17 protein-coding genes are annotated in these 22220 nt (G+C 70.4%); 7 read left to right on the top strand and 10 right to left on the bottom strand.

The window, feature by feature from the left end:
* Positions 1 to 2084, bottom strand: a 2084-nt coding sequence (locus P1P75_RS15900) for an autotransporter (RefSeq protein ID WP_319255710.1), incomplete at its 3' end; no start/stop codon positions are given.
* A 217-nt stretch (positions 2085 to 2301) separates the two neighbouring features.
* Between P1P75_RS15900 and P1P75_RS15895 the strand changes: the two genes are divergently transcribed.
* Together P1P75_RS15895 and P1P75_RS15890 are read left to right on the top strand one after the other, a co-directional pair.
* A complete protein-coding gene (locus P1P75_RS15895; RefSeq protein WP_319255708.1) occupies positions 2302 to 2457 on the top strand; it encodes a hypothetical protein in 156 nt (51 codons plus the stop codon).
* A 1-nt stretch (position 2458) separates the two neighbouring features.
* Positions 2459 to 3871 carry an RICIN domain-containing protein gene (locus P1P75_RS15890; RefSeq protein WP_319255706.1) on the top strand — a complete coding sequence of 471 codons (1413 nt, stop codon included), beginning with the start codon at positions 2459 to 2461 and terminating at the stop codon, positions 3869 to 3871.
* A 15-nt stretch (positions 3872 to 3886) separates the two neighbouring features.
* On the opposite strand, the gene P1P75_RS15885 is transcribed toward P1P75_RS15890, so the two are convergent.
* The gene (locus P1P75_RS15885) at positions 3887 to 5569 is read right to left on the bottom strand and encodes a rhamnogalacturonan lyase B N-terminal domain-containing protein (RefSeq protein ID WP_319255705.1); all 1683 of its coding nucleotides are present in this window, start codon (positions 5567 to 5569) and stop codon (positions 3887 to 3889) included.
* Between the two features lie 191 nt (positions 5570 to 5760).
* Here P1P75_RS15885 and P1P75_RS15880 point away from each other — a divergent pair, with 191 nt between their 5' ends.
* The gene (locus tag P1P75_RS15880) at positions 5761 to 6810 is read left to right on the top strand and encodes a rhamnogalacturonan acetylesterase (RefSeq protein WP_319255703.1); all 1050 of its coding nucleotides are present in this window, start codon (positions 5761 to 5763) and stop codon (positions 6808 to 6810) included.
* A 162-nt stretch (positions 6811 to 6972) separates the two neighbouring features.
* Positions 6973 to 8673 (top strand): DUF2264 domain-containing protein, encoded by a 1701-nt coding sequence (locus P1P75_RS15875; RefSeq protein WP_319255701.1) that lies wholly within the window; start codon positions 6973 to 6975, stop codon positions 8671 to 8673.
* A gap of 54 nt (positions 8674 to 8727) precedes the next feature.
* On the opposite strand, the gene P1P75_RS15870 is transcribed toward P1P75_RS15875, so the two are convergent.
* Positions 8728 to 8877 carry a hypothetical protein gene (locus P1P75_RS15870; RefSeq protein WP_319255699.1) on the bottom strand — a complete coding sequence of 50 codons (150 nt, stop codon included), beginning with the start codon at positions 8875 to 8877 and terminating at the stop codon, positions 8728 to 8730.
* A 278-nt stretch (positions 8878 to 9155) separates the two neighbouring features.
* On the opposite strand from P1P75_RS15870, the gene P1P75_RS15865 reads away from it, so the two are divergent.
* Entirely contained in the window at positions 9156 to 9533 is a 378-nt protein-coding gene (locus P1P75_RS15865) for a VOC family protein (protein ID WP_319255697.1), read from the top strand.
* Positions 9534 to 9642: 109 nt separating this feature from the next.
* On the opposite strand, the gene P1P75_RS15860 is transcribed toward P1P75_RS15865, so the two are convergent.
* Positions 9643 to 10215 carry a TetR-like C-terminal domain-containing protein gene (locus P1P75_RS15860; protein ID WP_319255695.1) on the bottom strand — a complete coding sequence of 191 codons (573 nt, stop codon included), beginning with the start codon at positions 10213 to 10215 and terminating at the stop codon, positions 9643 to 9645.
* Between the two features lie 230 nt (positions 10216 to 10445).
* Here P1P75_RS15860 and P1P75_RS15855 point away from each other — a divergent pair, with 230 nt between their 5' ends.
* Positions 10446 to 11588, top strand: coding sequence for a hypothetical protein (locus P1P75_RS15855; RefSeq protein ID WP_319255693.1), 1143 nt, complete (start codon positions 10446 to 10448; stop codon positions 11586 to 11588).
* Positions 11589 to 11903: 315 nt separating this feature from the next.
* On the opposite strand, the gene P1P75_RS15850 is transcribed toward P1P75_RS15855, so the two are convergent.
* The 3 genes from P1P75_RS15850 to P1P75_RS15840 form a co-directional block, all read right to left on the bottom strand.
* Complete coding sequence (locus P1P75_RS15850) at positions 11904 to 13253, bottom strand: jacalin-like lectin (protein ID WP_319255691.1); 1350 nt, start codon at positions 13251 to 13253, stop codon at positions 11904 to 11906.
* Positions 13254 to 13796: 543 nt separating this feature from the next.
* Positions 13797 to 15149 carry a DHA2 family efflux MFS transporter permease subunit gene (locus P1P75_RS15845; protein ID WP_319255713.1) on the bottom strand — a complete coding sequence of 451 codons (1353 nt, stop codon included), beginning with the start codon at positions 15147 to 15149 and terminating at the stop codon, positions 13797 to 13799.
* A gap of 83 nt (positions 15150 to 15232) precedes the next feature.
* The gene (locus P1P75_RS15840) at positions 15233 to 15847 is read right to left on the bottom strand and encodes an NAD(P)H-dependent oxidoreductase (protein ID WP_319255689.1); all 615 of its coding nucleotides are present in this window, start codon (positions 15845 to 15847) and stop codon (positions 15233 to 15235) included.
* A 157-nt stretch (positions 15848 to 16004) separates the two neighbouring features.
* Between P1P75_RS15840 and P1P75_RS15835 the strand changes: the two genes are divergently transcribed.
* Positions 16005 to 16691, top strand: coding sequence for a TetR/AcrR family transcriptional regulator (locus tag P1P75_RS15835; protein ID WP_319255687.1), 687 nt, complete (start codon positions 16005 to 16007; stop codon positions 16689 to 16691).
* Positions 16692 to 17066: 375 nt separating this feature from the next.
* Here P1P75_RS15835 and P1P75_RS15830 read toward each other — a convergent pair whose 3' ends face one another.
* The 3 genes from P1P75_RS15830 to P1P75_RS15820 form a co-directional block, all read right to left on the bottom strand.
* On the bottom strand, positions 17067 to 19976 hold the full coding sequence (locus tag P1P75_RS15830; protein ID WP_319255685.1) for a glycoside hydrolase family 2 TIM barrel-domain containing protein: 2910 nt from the start codon (positions 19974 to 19976) through the stop codon (positions 17067 to 17069).
* Between the two features lie 13 nt (positions 19977 to 19989).
* Entirely contained in the window at positions 19990 to 20757 is a 768-nt protein-coding gene (locus P1P75_RS15825; RefSeq protein ID WP_319255683.1) for a carbohydrate ABC transporter permease, read from the bottom strand.
* A gap of 109 nt (positions 20758 to 20866) precedes the next feature.
* The gene (locus P1P75_RS15820; RefSeq protein ID WP_319255681.1) at positions 20867 to 22111 is read right to left on the bottom strand and encodes an ROK family protein; all 1245 of its coding nucleotides are present in this window, start codon (positions 22109 to 22111) and stop codon (positions 20867 to 20869) included.
* Positions 22112 to 22220: the final 109 nt, after the last annotated feature.

The following is a 22220-nucleotide window of genomic DNA, read 5'->3' as shown; positions in this document are numbered from 1 at the left end:
CCCCCGCGCCGCCCACCGCGTCGGCTGCGCAGCGTCACCGGGAGCACCAGCCCGCCCAGCATCCCCGCGGCGAGCAGGTACGGCCACCAGGCCAGCCCGCCGCCGTCGGCGGCGGCGGCGGTACTGCGGGCCTCGGTCGTGACCTCGCCGGACGAGGCCCGGTCCGCCGCCTTGGTGGAGGGGCTTGCGATGGTGGCCGTCAGGACCACGTCGTTGCCGTCGCCGCCCCGGTAACTGATCCGGTAGACGGTTTCGGCGAGTTTCACCTCGTCGCCCTCCTCCATTCCCTCGAAGGTCCCCGAGACCGGAGCTGTTCCGGTGTGGTCGATGACGGTGATCTCCGGCGCGCGGGTGTTGCCGGCCGCCGCCAGGTCGAGAGTCCCGGCCAGCCGGACCCTGCCGGAAACGCGCAACGGTTCGTTTCGCAGCACGAGTTCCCCGTCGGCCGCCTGCCTGTAGTCACCGTTCACCGTCACTCCGCCCGCGACGACGCCCTCGTTCGTCACGCTTGCGCGCACCGTGCCAGAACCGCCGAGGGCACCGGTCACCCGCAGTGCGGAACCTCCCGCGTCGAGCAGCGATCCCGCCGAGGCGAGCTGCACGGAACGGCTGTTGACGAGTGTCGCCCCGTCTCTCAGTGCGAGGGTCCCCTTACGGACGGTCGTCGCCCCGGTGTAGGTGATCGCCGATCCGGTGAGCGTCGTCGTCGCGGTGCCTGCCTGCTCGAGCGAGCCGCTCCCGCCGAGCCGGGACAGGGTGACGGCGGCCTTCGTGTTGCGCACGACGAGCGTGCCGTCGTTCACGATCCGCCGCCGGTCCGTCCCGGTGAGGAGCGAACCGTCGCCCCCGGGCACGCCCGAACCCAGCCGCAGTACCGCGCCCTTCTGCACGGTCGTCGAGCCGTCGTAGTACTGCGCGGCCGCGAAGGTGACGTCGTTTCCCTCGGTGCCGGCGATGACGATGTCTCCGGCACCGGGTGTGGCCAGCGTGTCGTGGAAGCGGCCGCCGCCGATGGGTGCCCCGAGCGTCACCGGGCCGTTGTAGTCGAAGGTCAGCTTCGAGCGGGAGCGGGCGGCCAGCAAGTTGATGTATACGGTTTCCGCGGTGCCTGGCATGAAGATCTCGCTCGTGGTGCCGTCACCCCACCGCACGTCCGCGCCCTTGATGTTGGTGCCGCGCTTGTTGACGTTCTTGCGGGCCGGGGTCCAGTTCAGGGCGGGATCGCTGAGCGAGGGGTCGGTGTCGCCGCCCCGGTCCGACCAGCTGTACCGGCCGGTGAGCACGACCTGGCCGCCGGGCCGCGACTGGACGTTGATGTCGCTGCCGTACTCGCGCTGGTAGAAGTCCATGCCCATGGTGACCGTCCGGCCCAGGGGGGTGTCGACGGTGAACGTGCCCTGGTTGAGCACCTTGCGCACGCGGGGGAGGGAGGTGGCGTACTCCGGGCGGCCGGCGTTCAGCTGGGTGCCGTTGTCGATCACCCCGGAGAAGGTGTGGGTGCCCGAGAGGTCCCAGGTGCCCCAGAGGAACCGAGGCTGGGTGATCAGCCCGGATCCGCTGATGGTGCCGAGGTTGTAGGCGCTCTTCAGGGCGAGCCGCAGGGTTCCGTCGACGCGGATGTTGTCCTGGTTGAGCCGGAACGCCGGGGTGTCGTACGGGAAGTGGCCGATCAGCCCGGTCGTCCCGCCGTCGCCGTACTGAAGTGTCGCGCCGCGCTCGACGGTGATCGCGGGCGGGTCGGGGCGGGTGACCGTCACGTACGGGTGGTTGCCGCCGAGCGTCCGCACGGTCTGCCGCTGCCGCGGGTCCGGCAGTGTGAAGTCGCTGTCCCGGGTCAGGACGAGGGCCCCGCGGCCGCGCACGGTGAGCGTTCCCCGCCCGCGGAAGACGCCGTCGTACGTCGTGGTTCCCGGTGGCACGGTGACGGCCGTGTCGCCGGTGAGGGTCACGTCGCGGTTCGCGAGGACGTCGGCGGTGACGTCCCGGGCGCCGGCGGCCGAGGCCGGGGGAGCGGTGGCCAGGAGGGCGGCGACCGCGGCGAGTGCACCGGCGGCCGCTGCTGTGGTGTGGAGAGGGCTGCGCACGTTCTCGGAGACGGTCCTGGACAGGCGCGATAACAGAAACTTGCCGGCCGGGCGGAAAATCTTGCGAAAGGGCTTTCTGTCTTGTCTCGCCAGACCCGTTGACCTCCTCGTAACGCGCCCTTACCTTTTCGGCGTTCGTCATTCCACATGCCGTTCGCAGTCTCGAACATTTCAAGGTGTTCGTGGCTGGAACGACCCCCAGGCGAGAGGCAGCCGAGTGCAGCCCCACCCCTCGTCCCCGGCCGAGCCGAACCCCCGTGCCGCCCAGGCCCACGTCCACCGCCGCGCCCACCTCCAGGCCTGTGCCTGGACATCGGACGGCACCCCCGAAGTCGGCGTCCCCGTCGCCGGCACCGTGAAGGAGAGTGCGTGACATGAGACGTGCGTACGCGATTCTGCTCACCCTCTGTCTGGCGGTGACCGGCGCCCTCGCCACCGTCGGCCCGGCCCAGGCCGCGCCCCAGACCATCGCCAACGGCACCCAGTTCACCGACACTTCGGGCAACCCCGTGCACGCCCACGGCGGCGGGGTGCTCAAGGTCGGGACCTACTACTACTGGTTCGGCGAGAACCGCAACGCCGACAACACGTTCCGGTACGTGGACGCCTACCGCTCCACCGACCTGAAGAACTGGGAGTTCCGTAACCACGTCCTGACCGAGGCGAGCGACCCCGAGCTGGCCACCGCCAACATCGAGCGGCCGAAGGTCATGTACAACGCCTCCACCGGCAAGTTCGTCATGTGGATGCACAAGGAGAACGGCACCGACTACAGCGAGGCCCGTGCCGCCGTCGCCGTCTCCGACACCGTGGACGGAAACTACGCCTGGCAGGGCAGCTTCCGGCCGCTCGGCCAGCACATGTCCCGCGACATCACGGTGTACGTCGACACCGACGGAACCGGTTACATGGTTTCCGCCGCCCGCGAGAACTACGACCTTCAGATCTACCGGCTGACCGCCGACTACACCGGCATCGCAAGTCTCGTCGCCGACCCCTGGCACGGTGGACACCGTGAGGCGCCCGCGCTGTTCAAGCGCGGCAACGTCTACTTCATGCTGACCTCGGGTGCGACCGGCTGGAACCCCAACCAGCAGCAGTACGCCACCGCCACCTCCCTGGCCGGCCCGTGGTCGGCGATGACGAACGTCGGCGACTCGACGACGTTCAACTCGCAGACGGCGTACGTCCTGCCGGTGCAGGGCAGTTCGGGCACCTCCTACCTCTACCTGGGTGACCGGTGGGGGAACTCCTTCGGCGGGACCGTCAACGACTCCCGGTACGTGTGGCTGCCGCTGACCTTCCCGAGTTCGACCTCGATGTCCATGACCTGGTCCCCGGAGGTCACGCTCGACACGGCCGCGGGCACGGTCTCCGGCACGAGCGCCACGTACAACACGCTGATCGCCCGGCACTCGGCCAAGTGCGCCGACATCACCAGCCAGTCCCTCTGGCAGGGCGCGCAGGTCAAGCAGTACGACTGCAACGGCGGTGGCAACCAGAAGTACTGGTTCAAGTCGGTTGGAAGCGGTTACTACCAGTTGGTCGTCCGCAGCAGCTCCCTGTGTGTGCAGGAGAACGCGAACACTGTGTCCCAGGAGAACTGCAGCGCCTCGGCCAACGCGCAGCAGTGGTCGCTCACCACGTCCGGAAGCCATGTCAACCTCAAGTCCCGCGCGAGCGGCAAGTGCCTGGACGTGAACGGCGCGTCCACCGCCAACTCCGCCGCAGTCATCACGTACACCTGCAACGGAGGAACGAACCAGCAGTGGACGCGCGGAACGTGACCTCGACTCAGCGCATCACGCGAGCAGGTCGATCGCGTCGAAAGCGGTTCCCGCGCTGAGGAATCCGGTCGCCCCCGAACCGCTCACCACGTTGATCTTCAGCACGTTGTACTGGCTGGTGTCCGTCTGCCAGGCGCTCGCCGGGATGCTGTAGGTGAAGGTGTGGTTGTTGCCCCGGTAGGACCCGTTGGTCAGTGACCGCGTGTTCGGCTGGGTGGGCGGGGAGGGGATGGCCGAGGTCCAGTTGTCGTTGACGACGATCTGCGGGCGGCCGTTGGCGTAGGCCGTCGTCACGCCGATGCGCAGGGTGTGCGCGGCGGCGGCCTGGGCCGCGGTGAGCTTGAAGTAGACCAGGAGACCGCTGTTGACGTCCTTCCAGATGTAGCAGGGGAAGGCGGAGGTCTCGCTGCCGCTGCCGACGACCACGTTGCCGGTCCAGGAGGTGGCCCGGACGTCGGAGGGGTGCGCGTACGTCATCAGGTCGGCGTTCTTGAAGCCGCTGGGGGAGCCGGTCCATTCGTTGATCCGCCAGATGGCGCTCGCGTTTGCGGGGTCGTTCGTGGACGGGATCGCGACCGAGTTGAGGGTGGTCGTCGACCCGGCGGACACGGTCACCTGTGTACTGTATACAGCCAGCTCGCTCTTGTAGACGGTCAGCGTGTACGTCCCCGGCAGCACTCCGCCGATCGAGTAGTAGCCGTCCGATGCCCGTGCCGAACCCCAGTACTGGGCGGCCGCGTTGGCGAGTCCCACCGTGTACGGGTACGCCGTGTTCCGCCCGGTGATGCCGACGCCCGCGACCCGTCCCCGGCCGCTCGCGCCGACGTACCCGGCGATGCCGAGCGAGTCCGCCCAGGACGTGGTCAGCGTGCCCGGGAACAGCGACGAGGAGGGGGCGCCGCCGTCCGTGAAGGAGATGACGTACGGCCCCTGGAGGCCGAAGCGCTGGTCCTCTGTCTGGTTCTGGCCGTAGTAGAGGATTTCGTACAGGCCACCGCCGTCCGCGCTCTGGTGCCGCAAGAGCGAGCGGTAGAAGGGGCCGCCGGAGGCCTTCTCGTGGTTGCTGCGCACGATCCACAGGCCGACGCCGCCGGCGCTCCAGCCGATGTAGTCGTAGTCCATGACCCGCAGCTTCGAGTAGTGCTTGGAGCGGGTCTGGCCGTCGGACTTCGCGAACACGTCCGAGGCCTCGATGGTGCTGGTGGTGTACGTGTAGGAGTCGGGCTGGTCGTTGAGGAACAGGCCCTTCTTCACGCGCAGGATGTAACGGGTTGCCGAAACGGACGTGTCGGCCTTGTCGGTCCACAGGTAGACGTTGTTCTCGCCGCTGCGGGCCGCGTAGTAGTGCTTCAGCGTGCCGTACGTGACGGAGATCAGGATCGTCGTGCCGGACTGTTTGACGGACACCGTGGAAGTGCCGAGCCCGGACTCGATGTGCGAGTTCATGCCGCCGTAGCCCTGGTACTCCACGCCGCGGTGGACGAGCGAGGTCAGGTCGCCGTTGGTCTTGCTCACCTTGAAGACGAGGCTGGCTCCGGTGTCGACGACGTAGTTCGAGCCGTCATCGGTGTAGCCGAAGGCGGCGGCGGTGGCGGGGGCGGCGAGGGGACCGGCGAGCGCGGCGGTGCCGGCGGCGGCCGCGGTGCCGAGGACGAAGGTGCGGCGTCGGACCGGGCGGTGACTCTCGGATCCGGACATGGGGGTGCCTCCTTCGGGAGGTGTGGGGGTGCGGGTGATTCGCCAGAGTGGCAGTTGAATCGATTTCGCGAAAGGGCTTTCGCTCGCTGGGGGTTGGCAATCATGTGAAATGGGCCCGAGACCTAGAAAGCGCTTGCCGGAGGCGGTACGGTCCTCCGCCAGGTCCTGTTCCCGTGACCGAGGAGCCGCATGTGAGACGTTTCACCCCCGCCGTGCTGGCGGCACTGACCCTGACCACCGCCCTGACGGCGGTTCCCGCCGCCCAGGCCCATGACGGCGGGAGTCCGGTACTCGGCATCGCCGCCTGCACCGGCACCGCGTGCCACTTCGATGTCCCGCCCGGTACGTACGACGTGAAGGTCCTGCTCGGTGGCGAGGCGGCGTCGAGCACCGCGATCTCCGGCGAGACCCGGCGCTCCCTGCTCCCCGAGACCGCCGTCCCGGCCGGTGAGCGCATCGCACGTACCTTCACCGTGAACGTCCGCACCCCCGAGGGTGAGCCGACCGGCGTCGACGGAACCCCCGGCCTGGACCTCGTCCTCGGCGGCTCGGCGCCCGCCCTCGCCGACATCCGTGTCACCCCCGCCCGGCATACCCGCCAGGTCTTCCTCGTCGGGGACTCCACCGTCTGCGACCAGCCCGGCGACCCCTACTCCGGCTGGGGTCAGCAACTCCCGCAATACCTGCGGAAAGGTGTTTCCGTCGCCAACTACGCGGACTCCGGGGAGAGTACGGTCACCTATCTGGGGAACCCGCGGCTGTGGGCCACCGTCCAGCCACAGATCCATCGCGGCGACCTGGTGATGATCCAGCTCGCCCACAACGACAAGACGACCGACGAGGCGACCTACCGCGCGAACCTGGAGACGCTGGTCGCAGGCGTCCGGGAGAAGGGCGGCCGGCCGGTCCTCGTCACCCCGATCGTGCGCCGCTGGTTCAACGCCGACGGCACGCTGAACAACGGCACGGCCCTGGTGGTCAACGGCCTCGGCGTCGATCACCCCGCCGTCGTCCGCTCGGTCGCGGCGGCGCGGGACGTCCCGCTGATCGACCTCACGGCGAAGACCAAGGCCCTGGTGGAGTCCCTGGGCGCGGAGGGCTCCAAGGCCCTGTACCTCTACAACGAGAAGCGGGACAACACGCACACCTCCGTACACGGCGCCACCGTCTACGCGGGCCTGGTCCGTGACGAACTCCTCGCCCAGCATCTGGTGCCGGAGGGCCTGGTGCGGGTGGGATAGACCCCTGGGGGCGCCCCGACCGGAACCGGGACGCCCCCAGGCCCTGCCCCGTGGCCGGCGGAACGCCGCCGCCCACCGGCCGCGGCCCGCGGCCCGCCCGACGCAGGGGTGCCGCGGGCGCCGGCCCGTCCCCGCCCCGGTTCGGAAGGAAAGCAGTCCGCGATGCATCTCCCCCCGCCCGATCACACCCTCAGCCCGCGTACCGGCTACACCCGAGACCACTGGGAGTCGGCCGCCGACTCCCTGCTGGCCGCCGTCGAGCCGTACGCCACGGAGGATCGCGCTTTCTACCACCTTCCCGGCGACCGGCAGAGCTGGTCCGGCCGCCTCTCCGACGGCCTGGAGGGCTACGCCCGCACGCTGCTCCTCGCGGCCTTCCGGCGTGACGAGACGGCCCTGGAGCGCTACGCCGACGGCCTCGCGGCGGGCGTGTCCGGAGCCTGGCCCCGCATCGGCGACCGTAGCCAGCCCCTGGTCGAAGCGGCGTCGATCGCCCTCGCGCTCCGGCTGACCCGTCCGCTGCTCTGGGACCGGCTGGACGACGGCGTACGGGAGCGGGCGGCCGACTGGCTGGGCGACGCCCTGACGGCCGAACCGTGGCCGTGCAACTGGGAGTTGTTCCCGGTGACCGTCGGAGGTTTTCTGTATGCGATCGACCATGAATCGGATACTGCCCGCAAAGCGGTCGACCGCGGCCTGGAGCGCATCGAGCAGTGGTACGTCGGCGACGGCTGGTACACCGATGGCGCCGGACGCGCCTTCGACTACTACAACGGCTGGGCGATGCACCTCTATCCGGTGCTGCACGCCTGGCTCGACGGCGACCCCCGGCTGCTGGACCTGTACGGCGGCCGGCTCTCGCGGCACCTCACGGACTACGCCCGGCTGTTCGGCGGCGACGGCGCCCCGATGCGCCAGGGACGCTCCCTGACCTACCGCTTCGCCACCACGGTCCCGCTGTGGCTGGGAGCTCTGACCGGTCACACCCCGCTGCCGCCCGGCGAGACCAGGCGTCTGGCTTCGGGCGCGCTGCGCTACTTCCTCCAGCGTGGCGCGGTCGACGAACGTGGGCTGCTGAGCCTCGGCTGGCACGGCCCCGACCCGGACGTGCTGCAGGGATATTCCGGCCCGGCATCCCCCTACTGGGCGAGCAAGGGCTTCCTGGGGCTGTTGCTTCCGCCCGAGCACGAGGTGTGGACAGCGGTGGAGGAGTCCGGACCGGTGGAACGGATGGATGCGGTTACCCCGCTTTCCGCGCCCAACTGGTTGCTTCAGTCGACCCGTTCGGACGGAGTCGTCCGTCTCCACAACCACGGCAGCGAGGATGTGCGGTACGACCCGCACTACACGCGGCTCGCGTACTCGACGGTGACGGCGCCCTCCTCCTCGTACGACAACAGCGTGGTCGTCGGGGACGATCCAGGCCGCACCGGGATCGAACCGCTGGGGGTGGGGGACGGCTGGGCGGCCTCGCGGCACATCTCGGGCGGGGGAGCCCGGGTGATCAGTGTGGTGCTCGCCCGCGGGGCCGCGGAGGTCCGGGTGCACCGGGTGGCCGGCGCGGAACCCGGAACGCCGGTGCGGGTGACCGGCTGGGCAGCGGAGGAGGACGGTGTCCGTGCCGAACTCATGCCCGCCGCGGGGCTGGACGAGTCGCTCACCGGCGTGACCGGGGACGGCGACTCGCTGTTCGTGGCCCTCGCCCGCCTCACCGGTGAGGCGGACCCCGTTCCACTGGAGGATCTGGTGTCCGTGCGGACACAGGACGGGATCGTCCATGTCCGCTGGAGCGGAGAGCCCGAGGTCCGGGTGCACCTCGCCTCGGACGGTGTGCGGGTCACCGGTGCGGCGACGGACGGGTGAGCGACCGCGTCCGACGCCGCCGGCGCCGCGGGCCTGGCCTTCTCGACCGGAGCCTCACGGCTTGAGGCGGGCCACCTTCAGCGTCGTCGTGGTCGGGGACGCGCCGGTGAGCGGCATGGCGTAGGTCGGTGTCATGGGGGCGTACGCCCAGGTGAGCGTCCCGTCCTTGAGGACGCCGATGTCACCGGTGATACGGGTGTTCATGACCGTGTCCGCACTCTGCGCCCTGCCGTTCCAGCTGACGAGACGCAGGTGGCCGCGCGGACCCGGCGGTGGCACGTGATTCGTCGTGCAGTTGTCATGGTGGGTCGTTGCCGCCACTGCGGAAAGGGTTGTCCGACAGGCGAGTTGTCATGCGCGGCGACCGGCGACCGGCGACCGGCGGGCGGTGGGACCGTCGGCCGCCGGGGCGGAGCCCGGTCCTCCCGGCGGATGCGGTTTCTCCGTTGCCGCGCTGAGGCGGGTGGACAAGAATCCTCCGCATGACTTCCAAGATCCGTCACATGACGATCGACAGCGCGGACGCCTACAGCCTGGCGAGCTTCTGGTCCGCAGCCCTCGGCGAACCCCTCCACGCGGACGACAACCCGGGCGACGAGGAGGCGCTGATCGAAGGCGCCGGCCTGCTTTTCGTGACGGTCCCCGAGCGCAAGACGACGAAGAACCGGATCCACCTCGATCTCCAGCCGCAGGACCGCACCCGCGAGGAAGAGGTCGACCGCCTGCTCGCCCTCGGTGCCACCCTCGTGGACGACCGCCGCAGAGCGGACGGCACGGGATGGGCGGTCCTCGCGGACCCGGAGGGCAACGAGTTCTGCGTGGAGCGCAGTGCGGCCGAGCGCGCCGAGCAGGCGGGCTGAAGGCTCCATGGCCGACGCGCCCCGACAGCGGGTGCCGCGCTGGTAACGGCATTCCTCTGTTCCTGGATTTCGCCCCGCTCTTCTCCGAAGCGATACCCGAGGATGTCGGTCACTCGCTGCCGGGCCAGTGCGTCAGGGCCGTGTGGAGAGCGTCGATCGCCTTGTCCCACGAGCGCTGGACATCGCGAGAAGCGCCGAAACCGCCGCCGGCCTCCAGGGCGCAGTAACCGTGGAACGTGCTCCGCAGCAGTCGTACCGCGTCGGTGAGGTCGGGTTCCTCCAGGCCGTACGCGCGGAGCATGCCGTATGTGATGTCGGCGGTGCGGCGGAAGGACCTGGCCTCGGCGACCAGGGTCTGGTCCATGGGGATCTGGGTGGCGGCGTACCGTCCTGGATGCTGGAGCGCGTACTCGCGGTAGGCACCCGCGAAGGCCGCGAGTGCCTCCTTTCCGGCGCGGCCCGCGACGGCCAGGGCGATCCGGTCGATCATCTCCGCGCCCGCGTACAGCGCGAGGCGGGTCCGCAGGTCCTGGATGTTCTTGACATGGGAATACAGGCTGGCGTCCTTGACGCCGAAACGGCGGGCGAGTGCGGAGAGGGTCACGTTGTCGAACCCGGCCTCGTCCGCGAGGTCGGCGGCGGCCTCGACGAGGAGGTCCGGAGTGAGGCCGGCTCGGGGCATGGGAGGCGCCTTGTTCGTAGGAGGCCTTGGCGGGTCAGAACGATCCTATGGGCTGTCTCGACGCGGTCGCTTCGCACTGGATGCGGAGCGGTCGCGGTCGCTCGTCTCGTGTCGCCCATCTCCGTCTCGCTTCGCCTCGCCTCGCTTCGTCTCGCCTCAAACAGGCGAGCGACCTGTGGAACACTGAGAGATCGTTTACTAGGTCCTTTACTTCGTCCTTGCTCGTGAACATGGGAAGGCGCTTGCTGGTGGTCGGCAGATCCCCTGATGGATCCGGCAATGACGGCTCGTCCATATCCGACGACGAACTTCGGGCCTTCCTCGAGGAGAGCGAACGCGGCGCGGCACATTTGGCGCCGAAGGAGCCCTCCGCTCGTGCCCGCATGGTCACCGAGCGCCTCCGGCAGCAGGACGCCCGTGGTGAGGGGCCCCAGCCGTGGCGCCCCGGCCCGGCCGCGACCGCCGGACGTCGGCGGAAGGTGTGGCCGTTCGTGGGCGTTGCCCTGGCTCTCTGTGCGCTGGCGGTCTCTCTGAAGCCGTCGTTGCTTCCCGGCGACCCCTTCGGATCGGGGCAGCCGAAGGACGAGACGGTGTCACTGCCGGCGGAGACGGCTGCTCCCACCGCCGCGCCCGGCCCGGCGCCGGAGGAAGTCCCCACCCTCGACCGGCCGTTCGCCGGCTCGCCGGCTGTCGGCTGGGGTGACGGTGAGGCCGGGATCGTCCTGCCCGCAGCCAAGGCCGTGGGCTCGATCTCAGAGGAACGCGTCGCGCAGGCGCTGGAGTTGACGAAGAAGCTGCTGGTCGGCGCGAATCTCGACCGCCGGACCCTGCGCGGTGAGCGGCCCGGGGCCGCATTGTCGGTCCTCGACCCGGGCCAGCCCGACCTGCTGGACGATCTGAACGGCTCCCTGCGTTCCCCGGACGAGGAGCACGACCCGCTCGGACTCTTCAGCCGCTTCGATCCGGACGAGGTGCGGCTCGTCGGTGACCTGGTCAAGACACGAGGCCACATGACGTTCAAGAAGGGCAAGTACGCCGGCGTCGCCGTGCACGCCGACTACACCTTCGTCTATCCGGTCTCCCGGGCGGACGGCAGCACCGAGGTGACGCGGACGATCGTGCGTCGCATCCTCCATGCGGAACTCCCCGACCCCGCCAAGTACGACGCCGCCCCCGGCCGGCTCACCCTCGTCGAGTACAACGGCGACTTCGGTAACGACGCCTGCGACGTCCATGACGGTTTTCTGCATCCTGTGTTTCCGAGCGCGGAACCCACGGTGCCGTCACCCACGGGTCCGACCAAGGACCCCTACGACCGCAGCAAGGGTTTCGAGGAGAGCCTCTCCGACTGCGGCACGGTGTCCCGCATCTGACCCCGACCGGCCGGTCGAGGCGGTACGGCAACCGGTTGCGCAACGGTTCTCGGCGGCACCGTTCGCCGACGAGTGGTGGTGGGGCGCCGGGCGGAGACGGCCCGGGCGCTTCCGGGGCAGTCCCGCAGAATCCCACTGTGGCGAGAACCGCCTGCCCGCGCCGTCCCGTCGGTCGCCCACACCCCGAGTGGACCTCGCACGAGTGGCAGCCGGGTGACCCGGTCGCGACCGGGATTGCGGGCTCGGGGACTCGGGACCCTGGCGGGACCGGGGCGCCGTCTGCCTGACCGGTGGGCGACACCCCGACCGCGGCACCTAGCCGATCGGTGCGTACACCAGGCCCAGCTTGTCCACCTCCGCGCCCGCACGGCCCGTGAAGCCGACGATCTGCCAGCCGGACGGGGCGGTGAAGGTCCTGGTGTCGGAGCCTGCCGTCCCGCTCGACAGGGTGCGGCCCTTGTCGGTCGTGAAGGACGCCGAGAAGATGCGGGTACGGCCGTCCTTCTGACCCTGCGTCAACGTGACGGAGGTGAGGTGCTCTTCCGCCGCCAGGGTCAGCGACGTGGCGGTGCCGCCGGTGCCGCCGTGCGTGAGGGCCGTACCGCCGTCGTGGGTCAGGGAGACGGCGTCCACGCGGGAAGCGCCGCGCAGGGTGAGGGTGCGGGGAGACGGGGTGGCCGGCAGGTCGTCCGCGTCGCTGAACGCCGTACCGTGGGGGCCGCCGAAGAAGTCGCTGGCCCGCAGGGTGGAGTTGAGGGTGTAGGTGAACTCCACCGTGTGCGGGAAGTGGTCGGAGAGGTTGCCTCCCGCGGAGTCCAGGAATGCCGCCCACTCGTTCTGGTAGCGGGTGGCGTCCAGGGACAGGAGCTTGCTGCCGCGGTAGAGGACCTTGTCCACCACCTCGCAGTCGTTCGCCGGGGCCGTCGTCGGGCAGAGCAGGGGGTCCGCGCCCTGAGCCGGCGGCGTACCGCCCTTGACCAGTTCCACCCAGGGATCGGTGAGCCCGTTCTCGGCGACGAGGGTGCGGATGTTGTCGTCGGCGCGGGTGTAGCGGGTGTTGGTGTCACCCATCACGATCACCGCGTTGCCGGCGGAGTTCGCCCGGATGAAGGTGGACAGCTGCTGGATGTTGGCGCGGCGGGCGGCCATCGCGTCGTCCGTCGAGTCGGCGTTGGTGTGCGCGTTGTACAAGTCCAGGAAAACGCCTTCGGCAAGGCGTATCCGGGCCAGCGAGAAACCCTTCGGGGTCAGGCAGTTGGTGCCGGTGCAGGCGTTCCACCGCACCCGCTCGAAGTCCTCGAAGGCGTAGTCGGAGAGGGTGTTCATGCCGTCACCGAAGGGCACGCCGCCGCTTGTCGCGGTCCGGTAGGGATGGTTGTCACCCGCGTAGAGGGCCGCGTGGTAGTTGAAGTCCTCCTGGACGTTGACGATGTCGTACGCTCCCAACCGCGGAGAGATGAGCGGAGTGTTGGTCGCCGGCTTGCCCGAACTCAGGCCCTCGGGCAGGCCTGCGACGTTGTAGGTGAGGACGTTGAACGAACCGGTGGTGGCCGCCGCGGCGGGCGCGGCGGAGGTGGTGGCCGCGGAGGGCGTCGCGCCCGTGGCCGCAAGGCCGGTGAGGGCCAGGGAAGCGGCCGCGAGGGTGCCGAGGAGTCGTCGTCTCATGTGGGGGTCTCTCCCGGTCGGGGCGGAGTGTGAAGAAAGGTGAATGCTGCTCAGGTTCGGTGGCAATCAGTGTGACGCGAAAGGTCAGTTGAGGGAACAGTTAGAGACGGGGCGAGCTGCCGTGTCCGGGTCGGCCCCCGCTCACCTCGTGGTCGTTCAAAGTTCACGTTTCGCCTCGATCCTCCTCGCGCGGCGTGCACGCGCCGCGAAGGCAGCCGCGGAAGGCAGCGGCAACCGGGAGGACACCCTGGGACACGGGCACGGCCACCACCATCACGGCCACGAGCGCCACCACGACCACGGGGCGGCCCCCGCGCTGTCCGCCGCCTTCGACGCCTCTGTCCCCGACGAGGCCCTCAGCCCCGAACAGGGATCCCGCCGGTCGTTGCTGCGCCGCGCCGGGCTGCTCGGCGCCGGTCTGGCGCGGGAAGCGTTCTGGGCCAGACAACCGCCGTGTCCCGCACGTCTCACGCGGGTCCTCCGCCCGCCCTGCCCTCCCGCGCCACAGCCCACCCGGGCTCAGACCGCCGGCCGACCCGGCCCTCAGGCCCCCGGCCGACCCGGCAGGCGCACCGCCGGTATGAGCGCCAGGGCCAGCAGGCCCGCCGCAACGAGGTAGGCGGTGCGGAAGCCGGCTGGGTCGAGGCCGGTCGTGCCCAGGACGACGGAGATGAGGGCGGTGCCGATGGAAGCGCATACCTGCGTGTTGATGCTGAGCGCGGTTCCCGCGGCGGCCATGCGTTCCCTCGGCAGTTCGCGGGACGCGGTGGTGGTCGTCGGCATGAGGACCATTGCGGACCCGACGCCCATCAGCATGGCGGCGAGCAGCGGTTGCCAGGCCGGGACGTTCTCCACTCCGGTCAGCAGGCCGGTGAGGGCCATGCCGAGGGCCCCGGTCACGATTCCTGTCCGGATCAAGCGGCGTGGGGAGACCCTGTCGACCCGGCGCGCGGCGATCTGCATCGTCGTGCCGATGGTGAGCCCGACGGGTGCCCCGAGCAGACCTGTCGCGGTCGCGCTCAAGCCCCGCACCTCCTGCCAGTACACCGGCCCCAGGAGCATCGACCCGAAGTAGCCGCAGGTGAACAGAGTGAGCGTGCCCATGCCGACAGCGAAGGTCCGGTCGCTCAGCAGACGAAGGTCGAGCAGGGGGTGACGGGTGGTCAGGGAACGTCGTGCGAAACCGGTTATCAGCGCTGCTCCCGCGAGCGCCGGCAACAGCGTGCCCAGGGACGTGAAGTCGCCGCCCTCGCCTCCCCTGGCCAGCCCGTACAGCAGGAGTGCGAGACCGGGCGACAGCATCAGCAGACCGGGGACGTCCAGTTTCGGCACCTGGCCCGGACCGCGGGGTGCGTCGGGGCGCAGAAGCTTCACCGCGAGCGTGAGGGCCACCGCGCCGATGGGCAGGTTGACCAGGAAGATCCAGTGCCAGGAGGCGACGTCGAGCAGCCACCCGCCGAGGACCGGACCCGCCACGGGACCCACCAGCACCGGGAGGCCGAGCCAGGCCATGGTGCGGCCGAAGCGTTCCCGGTCGGCGGCGGCCATCGCCATGCCCATCCCGACCGGCATGAGCAGCCCGCCGCCGAGGCCCTGCACCACGCGGAACAGGATCAGGCTGGGCGCGTCCCAGGCGCACGCCGCGAGCAGCGAGCCGAGCGAGAACAGTGTGAGTGCGGTCAGGTAGGCACGCTTGGCGCCGACCCGGGCCATCATCCAAGGGGCCGTGGGGACCGCGGCGGCCAGCGCCAGAGTGTAAGCGGTTACGGTCCACTGGATCGTCTCCAGGGGCGCGCCGAACGTCTCCGACAGGCTGCGCAGTGCCACGTTCACGATAGTCATGTCGAGCACCGACATCACGGAGCCGACGATGACGACGAGGAGCGTGCGGTTCAGGGCCGCCGAGGAGGCGCCGGGCGTGTCCCGCCCTGTGCCGACGTCTCCTCCGGTGGCCTCGGTCGCGGACGTCTTGCCGCCCCTCAGCCCTGGTAGGGGTGGGCCGCGCGAGCGGTTTGCAAGGCCCGGCCCCACCACGCCAGCTGGCTGAGCATGCCCTTGGCGGCGCCCTCGCACACGGCGGCGTCCCGGGGTGCGCCGTCCTCGCCGAGGCCGGACCACGGCCCGTGCAGACTGACCGAGTCCCGCACGGTCGTGGCGTGCAACTCGGCAAACACGAGCCGGAGTTGCTCGACAGCGCGGATGCCGCCCGCCAGTCCGCCGTAGGAGACGAAGCCGACCGGCTTGGCCTGCCACTCCGGGTGGTGCCAGTCGACGAAGTTCTTCAGCGCGGCGGGGAAGCTGTGGTTGTACTCGGGCGTGACGACGACGAACGCGTCGGCGGCGGCCAGCCTCGGCGACACCCCGGCCAGCGCGGCCACGGTCTCGGGCGCCGGTGTGCCGCCCCAGCCGGGCATCACGAGCGGCAGGTCGAGGTCGGCGAGGTCGACGACGTCGAAGGACAGGTCGTCGTGGCCGGCGGCGGCGCCGAGGAACCAGTCGGTGACGGCCCGGCCCTGCCGGCCCTCGCGCACGCTGCCGACGATGACGGCGATGCGGAGCGGAGCCTCGCGACCGGTGGTGGTGGATACGGACATGGGTTTCCCCCTGTTTCTGCCCAGGCCCCGTCGGGGCGGACTGCCGCGCGACCGCGGCTTCACGTTCGGTAAACTACAACGAGCGTTGTAGTACGTACAACGTCCGTTGTGCCTAGTCCGTCGGACCTAGTCCCTCGTCATGCGTGAGGAGTTGAGCGTGGGCAGCACCAATGAGGCGTGGCTGGAGAAGGCGCGACGCGAGTTCCCGGCCCGCAAGGTGGAGAAGTGGGTCGCGCTGGCGGGCGCCGCCTGCACCGTGTTCGGCCGGGAGGGCTATGCGCGCGCCTCCGTCGACGCGCTCGCGGCCGAGGCCGCCGTGTCGACGCGCACGCTCTACAACCACTTCCCCGGCGGCAAGGCCCAACTGTTCCGCACCGTCGTCACCTGGACCTCGAGCACGGTCAAGGATGCCCAACTCGCCTTGCTGAAAGCCGTGCTGGACCCTGAACGGCCGCCGCACCCGGAGGACCTCGAACGCGACCTCATCGTCCTGGCGCGTGGCTTCGTCGGGCTCATGGCAGACCATCCCGACCACTTCGCCCTGGTCCGCCACATCCATGCCGAGGCCGACCACGTTCCGCCGGAGGTGCTCGAGGCGTGGCGGGAGGCCGGGCCCGCGCCGGTCGGGCAGGCCTTCACGCAGACGCTGGAGGCCCTCGCCGAGGCCGGCCTCCTCGACGTGCACGGGGACGCGGCCCTCGCCGCCACGCACTTCATGGCGCTGACCTCCCACACCCTCACCCAGCTGTCCCACTACGGGGTACGGCCCCTGCCCGAGACGGAGACGGAGCGGCTGATCACCGGCGGTGTGGCGGCGTTCCTGCGGGCCTACCGCGCCGAGTGAGGAGCCCGGCTCCGGCGCGCCCGCAGCAAGGCCTCACCGCCTTCGTCATCCGTGCCCCGGCCCGCGCCTTCGCCTCGCCCGTTCACCCCTGAGCAGTGCCCGAGGCTCCACCGCCGGAGCGGCCGTGCCGTGAGGCAGGCCGGCAGCTCCAGCGGCGGTGACGCAGCCGCCAGTGGTGAGGGACCGCGGTGTCATGGCCGGTCAGGTCGGCGGCCGGGAGGTCGGTGACGACGGCGCGCGGAAGGCCGAACGTCAGGAAGCCCGCACCGCCCGGACCGCCAACTGCGCGGCTGCGGCGTACAGTTGGATGCCGTCGATGCCGAGGCCGGCCGGGTCGTCACCCGGCCGGCCGACGTCACTGTCGGCGCCGCCGGTTCAGTCGGTCTCCGTGAACACGAAGGAGAATGCGGCGGGGCCGGCGTTCAGGAAGTACCGCGGCAGCGGGCCCGGACCGCATGACTGGGAGCCGATGCCGTGCTGTCCGTGGTCGAGGTTGACCCACACGGTCGGGCCGGGCACCAGGTCGGTGCGATGCCGGGCCGCGTCGAGCTGTTCGTTCGTCCAGTGCCTGGCGCTGAACCAGAACTCCGGGTCGCCCTCGATGTGCAGTCCGCCGATCTCCGCCCAACGGACGTCGGCGCGGGCGCCGTTCTCCTGCGGGCGGACGTACGGCGTCTGCAGTTCGTCGATGCTCGCGTCCCACTGAAGGAGCTTCGCCGCGGCCCTGGTGTCCGGGTACGCCTCGCCGGCACTGCCGAACCAGGCCGCGAAGTCCGTGGCCGCGGCCGACAGCCCGAAGCGGACGCCGAGCCGCGGCAGCGGCACCTTCCAGTCGCCCTCGGGCGCGACGGAGACGGTGAGGCGCAGTCGCGTACCGTCGGACGTCCAGCGGAACGCCGTCCGCAGGGCCACGTCGGCGCCGGCCGGCGCCACCCGGGTCCGTACCGTCAGTGCGTCCTCGCCCGACTCGACGGCGTCCACACGGTGTTGCATGCGATGCAGGCCCAGCTGCCGCCACAGCACGCCGTACCGGGTGTCGTCCTGCCAGGACGCGCCCTCGTCGTTGTCGGTGGGGGCGCGCCACACGTCCAGGCGCAGACCGGTGACGTCCACCCCGCCGAGGGACCGCAGGTCACCGGTGCGGGCGTCGAAGCGGGCCGGGCCGAGCGTGATCCGGTCGCCGTCGGCCGCGGGCCGGGCACCGGTGGCCACCGGCAGGGGCCCGCGGGGCGTGACGGTCTTCTGTGCCCACGCGACCTCGTGGGCCCGGCCCGCCCAGGGTGTGTCCTCGGCGAGCAGCGCGCGGACCGTCCACTGGACCTCCTCGCCCTTGCCGTCGGGCGCGGTCGCGGGCAGCTTGACCTCCGCCGACTCACCCGGTGCGAGCGGCGGCACGGCGAGCGTGTGCGCACCCGTGGGGAATCCGTCCACCTGGTACGAGAACTCGAAGGCGAGGTGGGAGAGATCGGTGAAGTCGTACGCGTTCGTCACGCGCACCGTGCCGTCCGAGCCGTCGCCCTCGATCCGGACCGGCTCGATGACCTTCTTGTACTCGATGAGCCCCGGTGACGGGGTCCGGTCCGGGAAGAGCAGGCCGTCGCAGACGAAGTTCCCGTCGTGCAACTCCTCGCCGAAATCGCCGCCGTAAGCGTATTCGTAACGGCTGTCCTCTATGCCGTGGTCGATCCATTCCCACACGAAGCCGCCCTGGAGGCGCTCGTGCGCCTGGAACAGCCGCTGGTAGTCGGCGAGTCCACCGGGTCCGTTGCCCATGGCGTGGCCGTACTCGCACAGGATGAAGGGCAGCCGGCGCCGCCGCCCGGTCCCGCCGTCCAGGCCCCGGCCTATGCGCTCGACCTCGTCGTGGGAGGTGTACATCCGCGAGTACATGTCGGTGTCACGGCAGTCGGGGTCGCCCTCGTAGTGGACGAGGCGCGAGGTGTCACGGCCGTGGATCCACGCGGCCATGGCGGTCAGGCCGCGGCCGGTGCCGGCCTCGTTGCCCAGCGACCAGATCACCACCGAGGGATGGTTCTTGTCCCGTTCGACCATGCGGGCGGCGCGGTCGAGGAGGGCTGGGGTCCAGCGGTCGTCGTCGACGGGGTTGTCGCGCCAGTCCTGTTCGACGAAGCCGTGAGTCTCCAGGTCGCACTCGTCGATCACCCACAGGCCGTACTCGTCGCACAGAGCGAGGAAGGCGGGGTGCGGCGGGTAGTGGGAGGTGCGGACGGCGTTGATGTTGTGCCGCTTCATCAGCAGCACGTCCTCGCGCATCGTCTCCAGGTCGAGTGCGCGGCCCCGAACGGGGTGCCACTCGTGCCGGTTGACGCCCTTGAACAGCACCGCCGTGCCGTTCACCTTGATCAGGCCGTCCTCCAGGGAAACAGTGCGGAAACCGATGCGCAGCGGGATCCGCTCGCCCTCCGTCACCAGCTCGCCGTCGTACAGCCGGGGTGTCTCGGCGCTCCACGGTTCGACGGGGACCGTCACCGGCTCGCCCGTCGCGACATCGATGTCGAGGCCGGGCACGGTCACCCGCCCTTCGACGTCGGAGTCGACGCGCAGCGTGCCCTCGCCCGTCACATGGTCGTAGGAGGCGTGCACGAAGAAGTCCAGGGCGCTGCCCGCCGGGCGGTGCAGCAGCGTCACGTCACGGAAGATGCCCGGCAGCCACCACTGATCCTGGTCCTCCAGGTACGAGCCCGCCGACCACTGGTGGACCCGGACCGCCAGTACATTGCCGACAGTCTTCAGCAGATGGCCGACCGCGAACTCGTGAGGTAGCCGCGAGCCCTTGAACTCGCCGATGTCCGTGCCGTTCAGCCAGACCCGGGCACAGGACTCCACGCCGTCGAAGCGCAGGACCGCGCCGCCCTCCGTCAGGGCGGGCCAGTCCTCGGGCAGGTCGAAGACCCGCAGATGGTCGCCCGTCGGGTTCTCGGTCGGCACCCGCGGCGGGTCGACCGGGAAGGGATAGCGGTGGTTGGTGTAGATGGGCGAGCCGTGCCCCTGGAGGACCCAGTGACCGGGGACGGTGGCCTCTGCCCAGTCCCCGGCGTCGTAGCCCGCCGCGGCGAACGACTCGTCCTGCGCGTCGGCCGTCGCCGACAGTCGCAAGCGCCAACTGCCGTTGAGCGACAGGGATGCTGCGTCGGACGCCGCATACCAGGCGCGGGGCGGGAGAGCCCCGGAGCCGGGTGAGACGTCCTCGACGTAGGACACGGCCGACGGGGCACGCCCCGTCTGAACGGCGCCGGGGACGGGGGAGGAGGTACGCAAAGACATCGGTCTCCTTGGCTCAGCCCTTGATGCAGGTCTGGGCGATCCCCTGCACCAGCAAGCGCTGGAGGAAGAGGAAGACGAGCAGCAGGGGCAGGATGGAAATGGCCGTGGCCGTGAAGATCAGGTGGTAGTCGACGGTCCGGTTGGTCATGTACGACGACAGCGCGACCTGCACCGTCCCGGCGCTGGGGTCCTGTCCGATGACCAGCGGCCACAGGAAGGGGTCCCAGCCGTTGATGCAGGTGATGGTCGCGATCGCGGCGAGGAGGTTCAGGGAGTTGGGGACGGCGGCGCGCCGGTACGCGCCCCAGTATCCGAGCCCGTCCACGCGCGCCGCCTCCTCCAGCTCCTTGGGGAACCCCAGGAAGTACTGCCGGAACGGGAGGCAGGTGAAACCACTGAAGAGGCCCGAAATGATCAGGCCGCGGTCGGAGTCGGTCCAGCCGAGGGACGACACCAGGACGAATCCGGGCACGAACATGCCGACTGTGGGCACCATCAGCGACAACGGAACGCCGTGGAAGACCTTGTTGGCGTGCCGGTACGGGATCCGGGCCAGGCCGTAGTCGGAAAGGGAGCACACCAGCGAGCACACCAGGGAGCACACCAACAGCGTGCCGACGGTATGCAGTACACCGACGACCATCGCGTTCCACAGGGCCTGGCCGAAGCCGATCGTCGTGTCGTCGAACGGCTCGGTGACGTTGCCCCACTGGATGTCCGTGAGGGGTGAAGCGGGCTTCGAAGAGCGGTGGCGCGGCGCTTTTCGGAAACGGCCGGTCACGAGGTGCGTGAAGGCTCAGCGGCACCCGGGGCGGGCCCGGAAAAGGCGGAACAGGCCCGGGAGCAGGCTCAGGAACAGGCCTTGGAACAGGTTTCGGAACCGTCCACGCTCAGGCGGTCGGCGCCCTGCGTCCCCTGCTGGACACAGCGCGTTGCGCGTTGCGTTGCCCCACCGATTGCAGCGCCCCTTCGAGTGCGAACGTCGCCGCGCCGAGGCAGACCGGGTCGGTGGGAATCGGAGAGAGAACGATTTCCGTGGCGGCCAGCGGACGCCGCAGCGCATGCCGGGCGACGGCCTCGCGGACCTCGTCGAGAAGGGGCTCGCCGAGCCGGGCGGCGACCCAGCTGCTCAGTACGACGACCTCCGGATTGAGGAGGTTGACCAGGTCGGCGATGCCGGCGGCCAGATACCGGGCGGTGTCCCGGACGACCTTGACGGCCACCGGATCGCCCTCGGCGACCCCGCGGGCCAGGGCGTCGACGGTGGCGGTCTGGTCCTCCGGATGCAACATCGGGCTGTGTGCGCTGAGTTCGCGCAGATTCTGCATGATGCCGGGCGCGCCGACGTACGTCTCCACGCAGCCGTGGTTGCCGCAGTGACACAGCCGTCCGTCGAGCACGAGCGTGGTGTGCCCCCACTCGCCCGCGCTGTTGCTGACTCCCCGGTGCAGGCCCCCGCCCAGCACCAGCCCCGCACCGACCCCGGTGCCCAGGTTGACGACGACGGCGTCCCCGTGCCCTCGCGCGGCGCCGAACCACAGCTCTGCCACCGCGCAGGCGCGCAGCGGGTTGTCCAAGTGCAAGGGGTACGCCATGTGTTCGCCAAGCAGGTCGAGCATGGGGACGTCGTGCCAGTCCCAGTTGGGCGCGTACTCGGCGATCCCGGTGCCCCGGTCCACCTGACCCGGCACGCTCACACCGACACCGAGCACCCGGGCCGCCTCGACGCCCGCCTGCGCGACGACCGAGCCCACCGCCGCGGCGACATGCGAGACGACCTGCTCCGGACGGCTCCCGCCGGGGCGGATGTCCTCCTCGGCGCGGGCCAGTACGGTCAGTGCGAGGTCGAACAGTTCGACATGGACGTACGTCTCCGCGATGTCCACGCCGATGAGCGCGCCCCCGGCGGCGTTGACGGCGACCAGGCCGCGGGGCCGGCCGCCGGCCGAGTCCTCGAAGCCGACCTCCGTGATCATGCGCAGGTCGAGCAGTTCGCCGACCAGGGTGGCGACAGTGGCGAGGCTGAGGCCGGAGGCCGCGGCCAGCTCCTGCCGGGAGGTGGGGGACCGGGCGATGATCTGGCGCAGCACCTCGTAGCGGTTCGCGGTGCGGATGTCACGTGAGGTGCGCTTCACCGGGGGCCCCTGTCTTCCGTGCCGACGACCGGCAGACCGACGGCCGGCAGACCGACAGTCGACGGACCAGCAACCGAGGACCGGTAGCCGGGCGGACCGGCACCGGCAA

It is taken from the genome of Streptomyces sp. ID05-39B, from assembly GCF_033794725.1.
In the GTDB taxonomy this organism is placed as follows: domain Bacteria; phylum Actinomycetota; class Actinomycetes; order Streptomycetales; family Streptomycetaceae; genus Streptomyces; species Streptomyces bobili.
This window is presented reverse-complemented; position numbering and strand designations above follow the sequence as displayed.

Coding starts and splice junctions, on each gene's coding strand:
- P1P75_RS15865 (WP_319255697.1), top strand. CDS start 9,156: ATGACTTCCAAGATCCGTCACATGACGATCGACAGCGCGGACGCCTAC.
- P1P75_RS15870 (WP_319255699.1), bottom strand. CDS start 8,877: ATGAACACCCGTATCACCGGTGACATCGGCGTCCTCAAGGACGGGACG.
- P1P75_RS15860 (WP_319255695.1), bottom strand. CDS start 10,215: ATGCCCCGAGCCGGCCTCACTCCGGACCTCCTCGTCGAGGCCGCCGCC.
- P1P75_RS15850 (WP_319255691.1), bottom strand. CDS start 13,253: ATGAGACGACGACTCCTCGGCACCCTCGCGGCCGCTTCCCTGGCCCTC.
- P1P75_RS15830 (WP_319255685.1), bottom strand. CDS start 19,976: ATGTCTTTGCGTACCTCCTCCCCCGTCCCCGGCGCCGTTCAGACGGGG.
- P1P75_RS15885 (WP_319255705.1), bottom strand. CDS start 5,569: ATGTCCGGATCCGAGAGTCACCGCCCGGTCCGACGCCGCACCTTCGTC.
- P1P75_RS15855 (WP_319255693.1), top strand. CDS start 10,446: ATGGGAAGGCGCTTGCTGGTGGTCGGCAGATCCCCTGATGGATCCGGC.
- P1P75_RS15875 (WP_319255701.1), top strand. CDS start 6,973: ATGCATCTCCCCCCGCCCGATCACACCCTCAGCCCGCGTACCGGCTAC.
- P1P75_RS15840 (WP_319255689.1), bottom strand. CDS start 15,847: ATGTCCGTATCCACCACCACCGGTCGCGAGGCTCCGCTCCGCATCGCC.
- P1P75_RS15890 (WP_319255706.1), top strand. CDS start 2,459: ATGAGACGTGCGTACGCGATTCTGCTCACCCTCTGTCTGGCGGTGACC.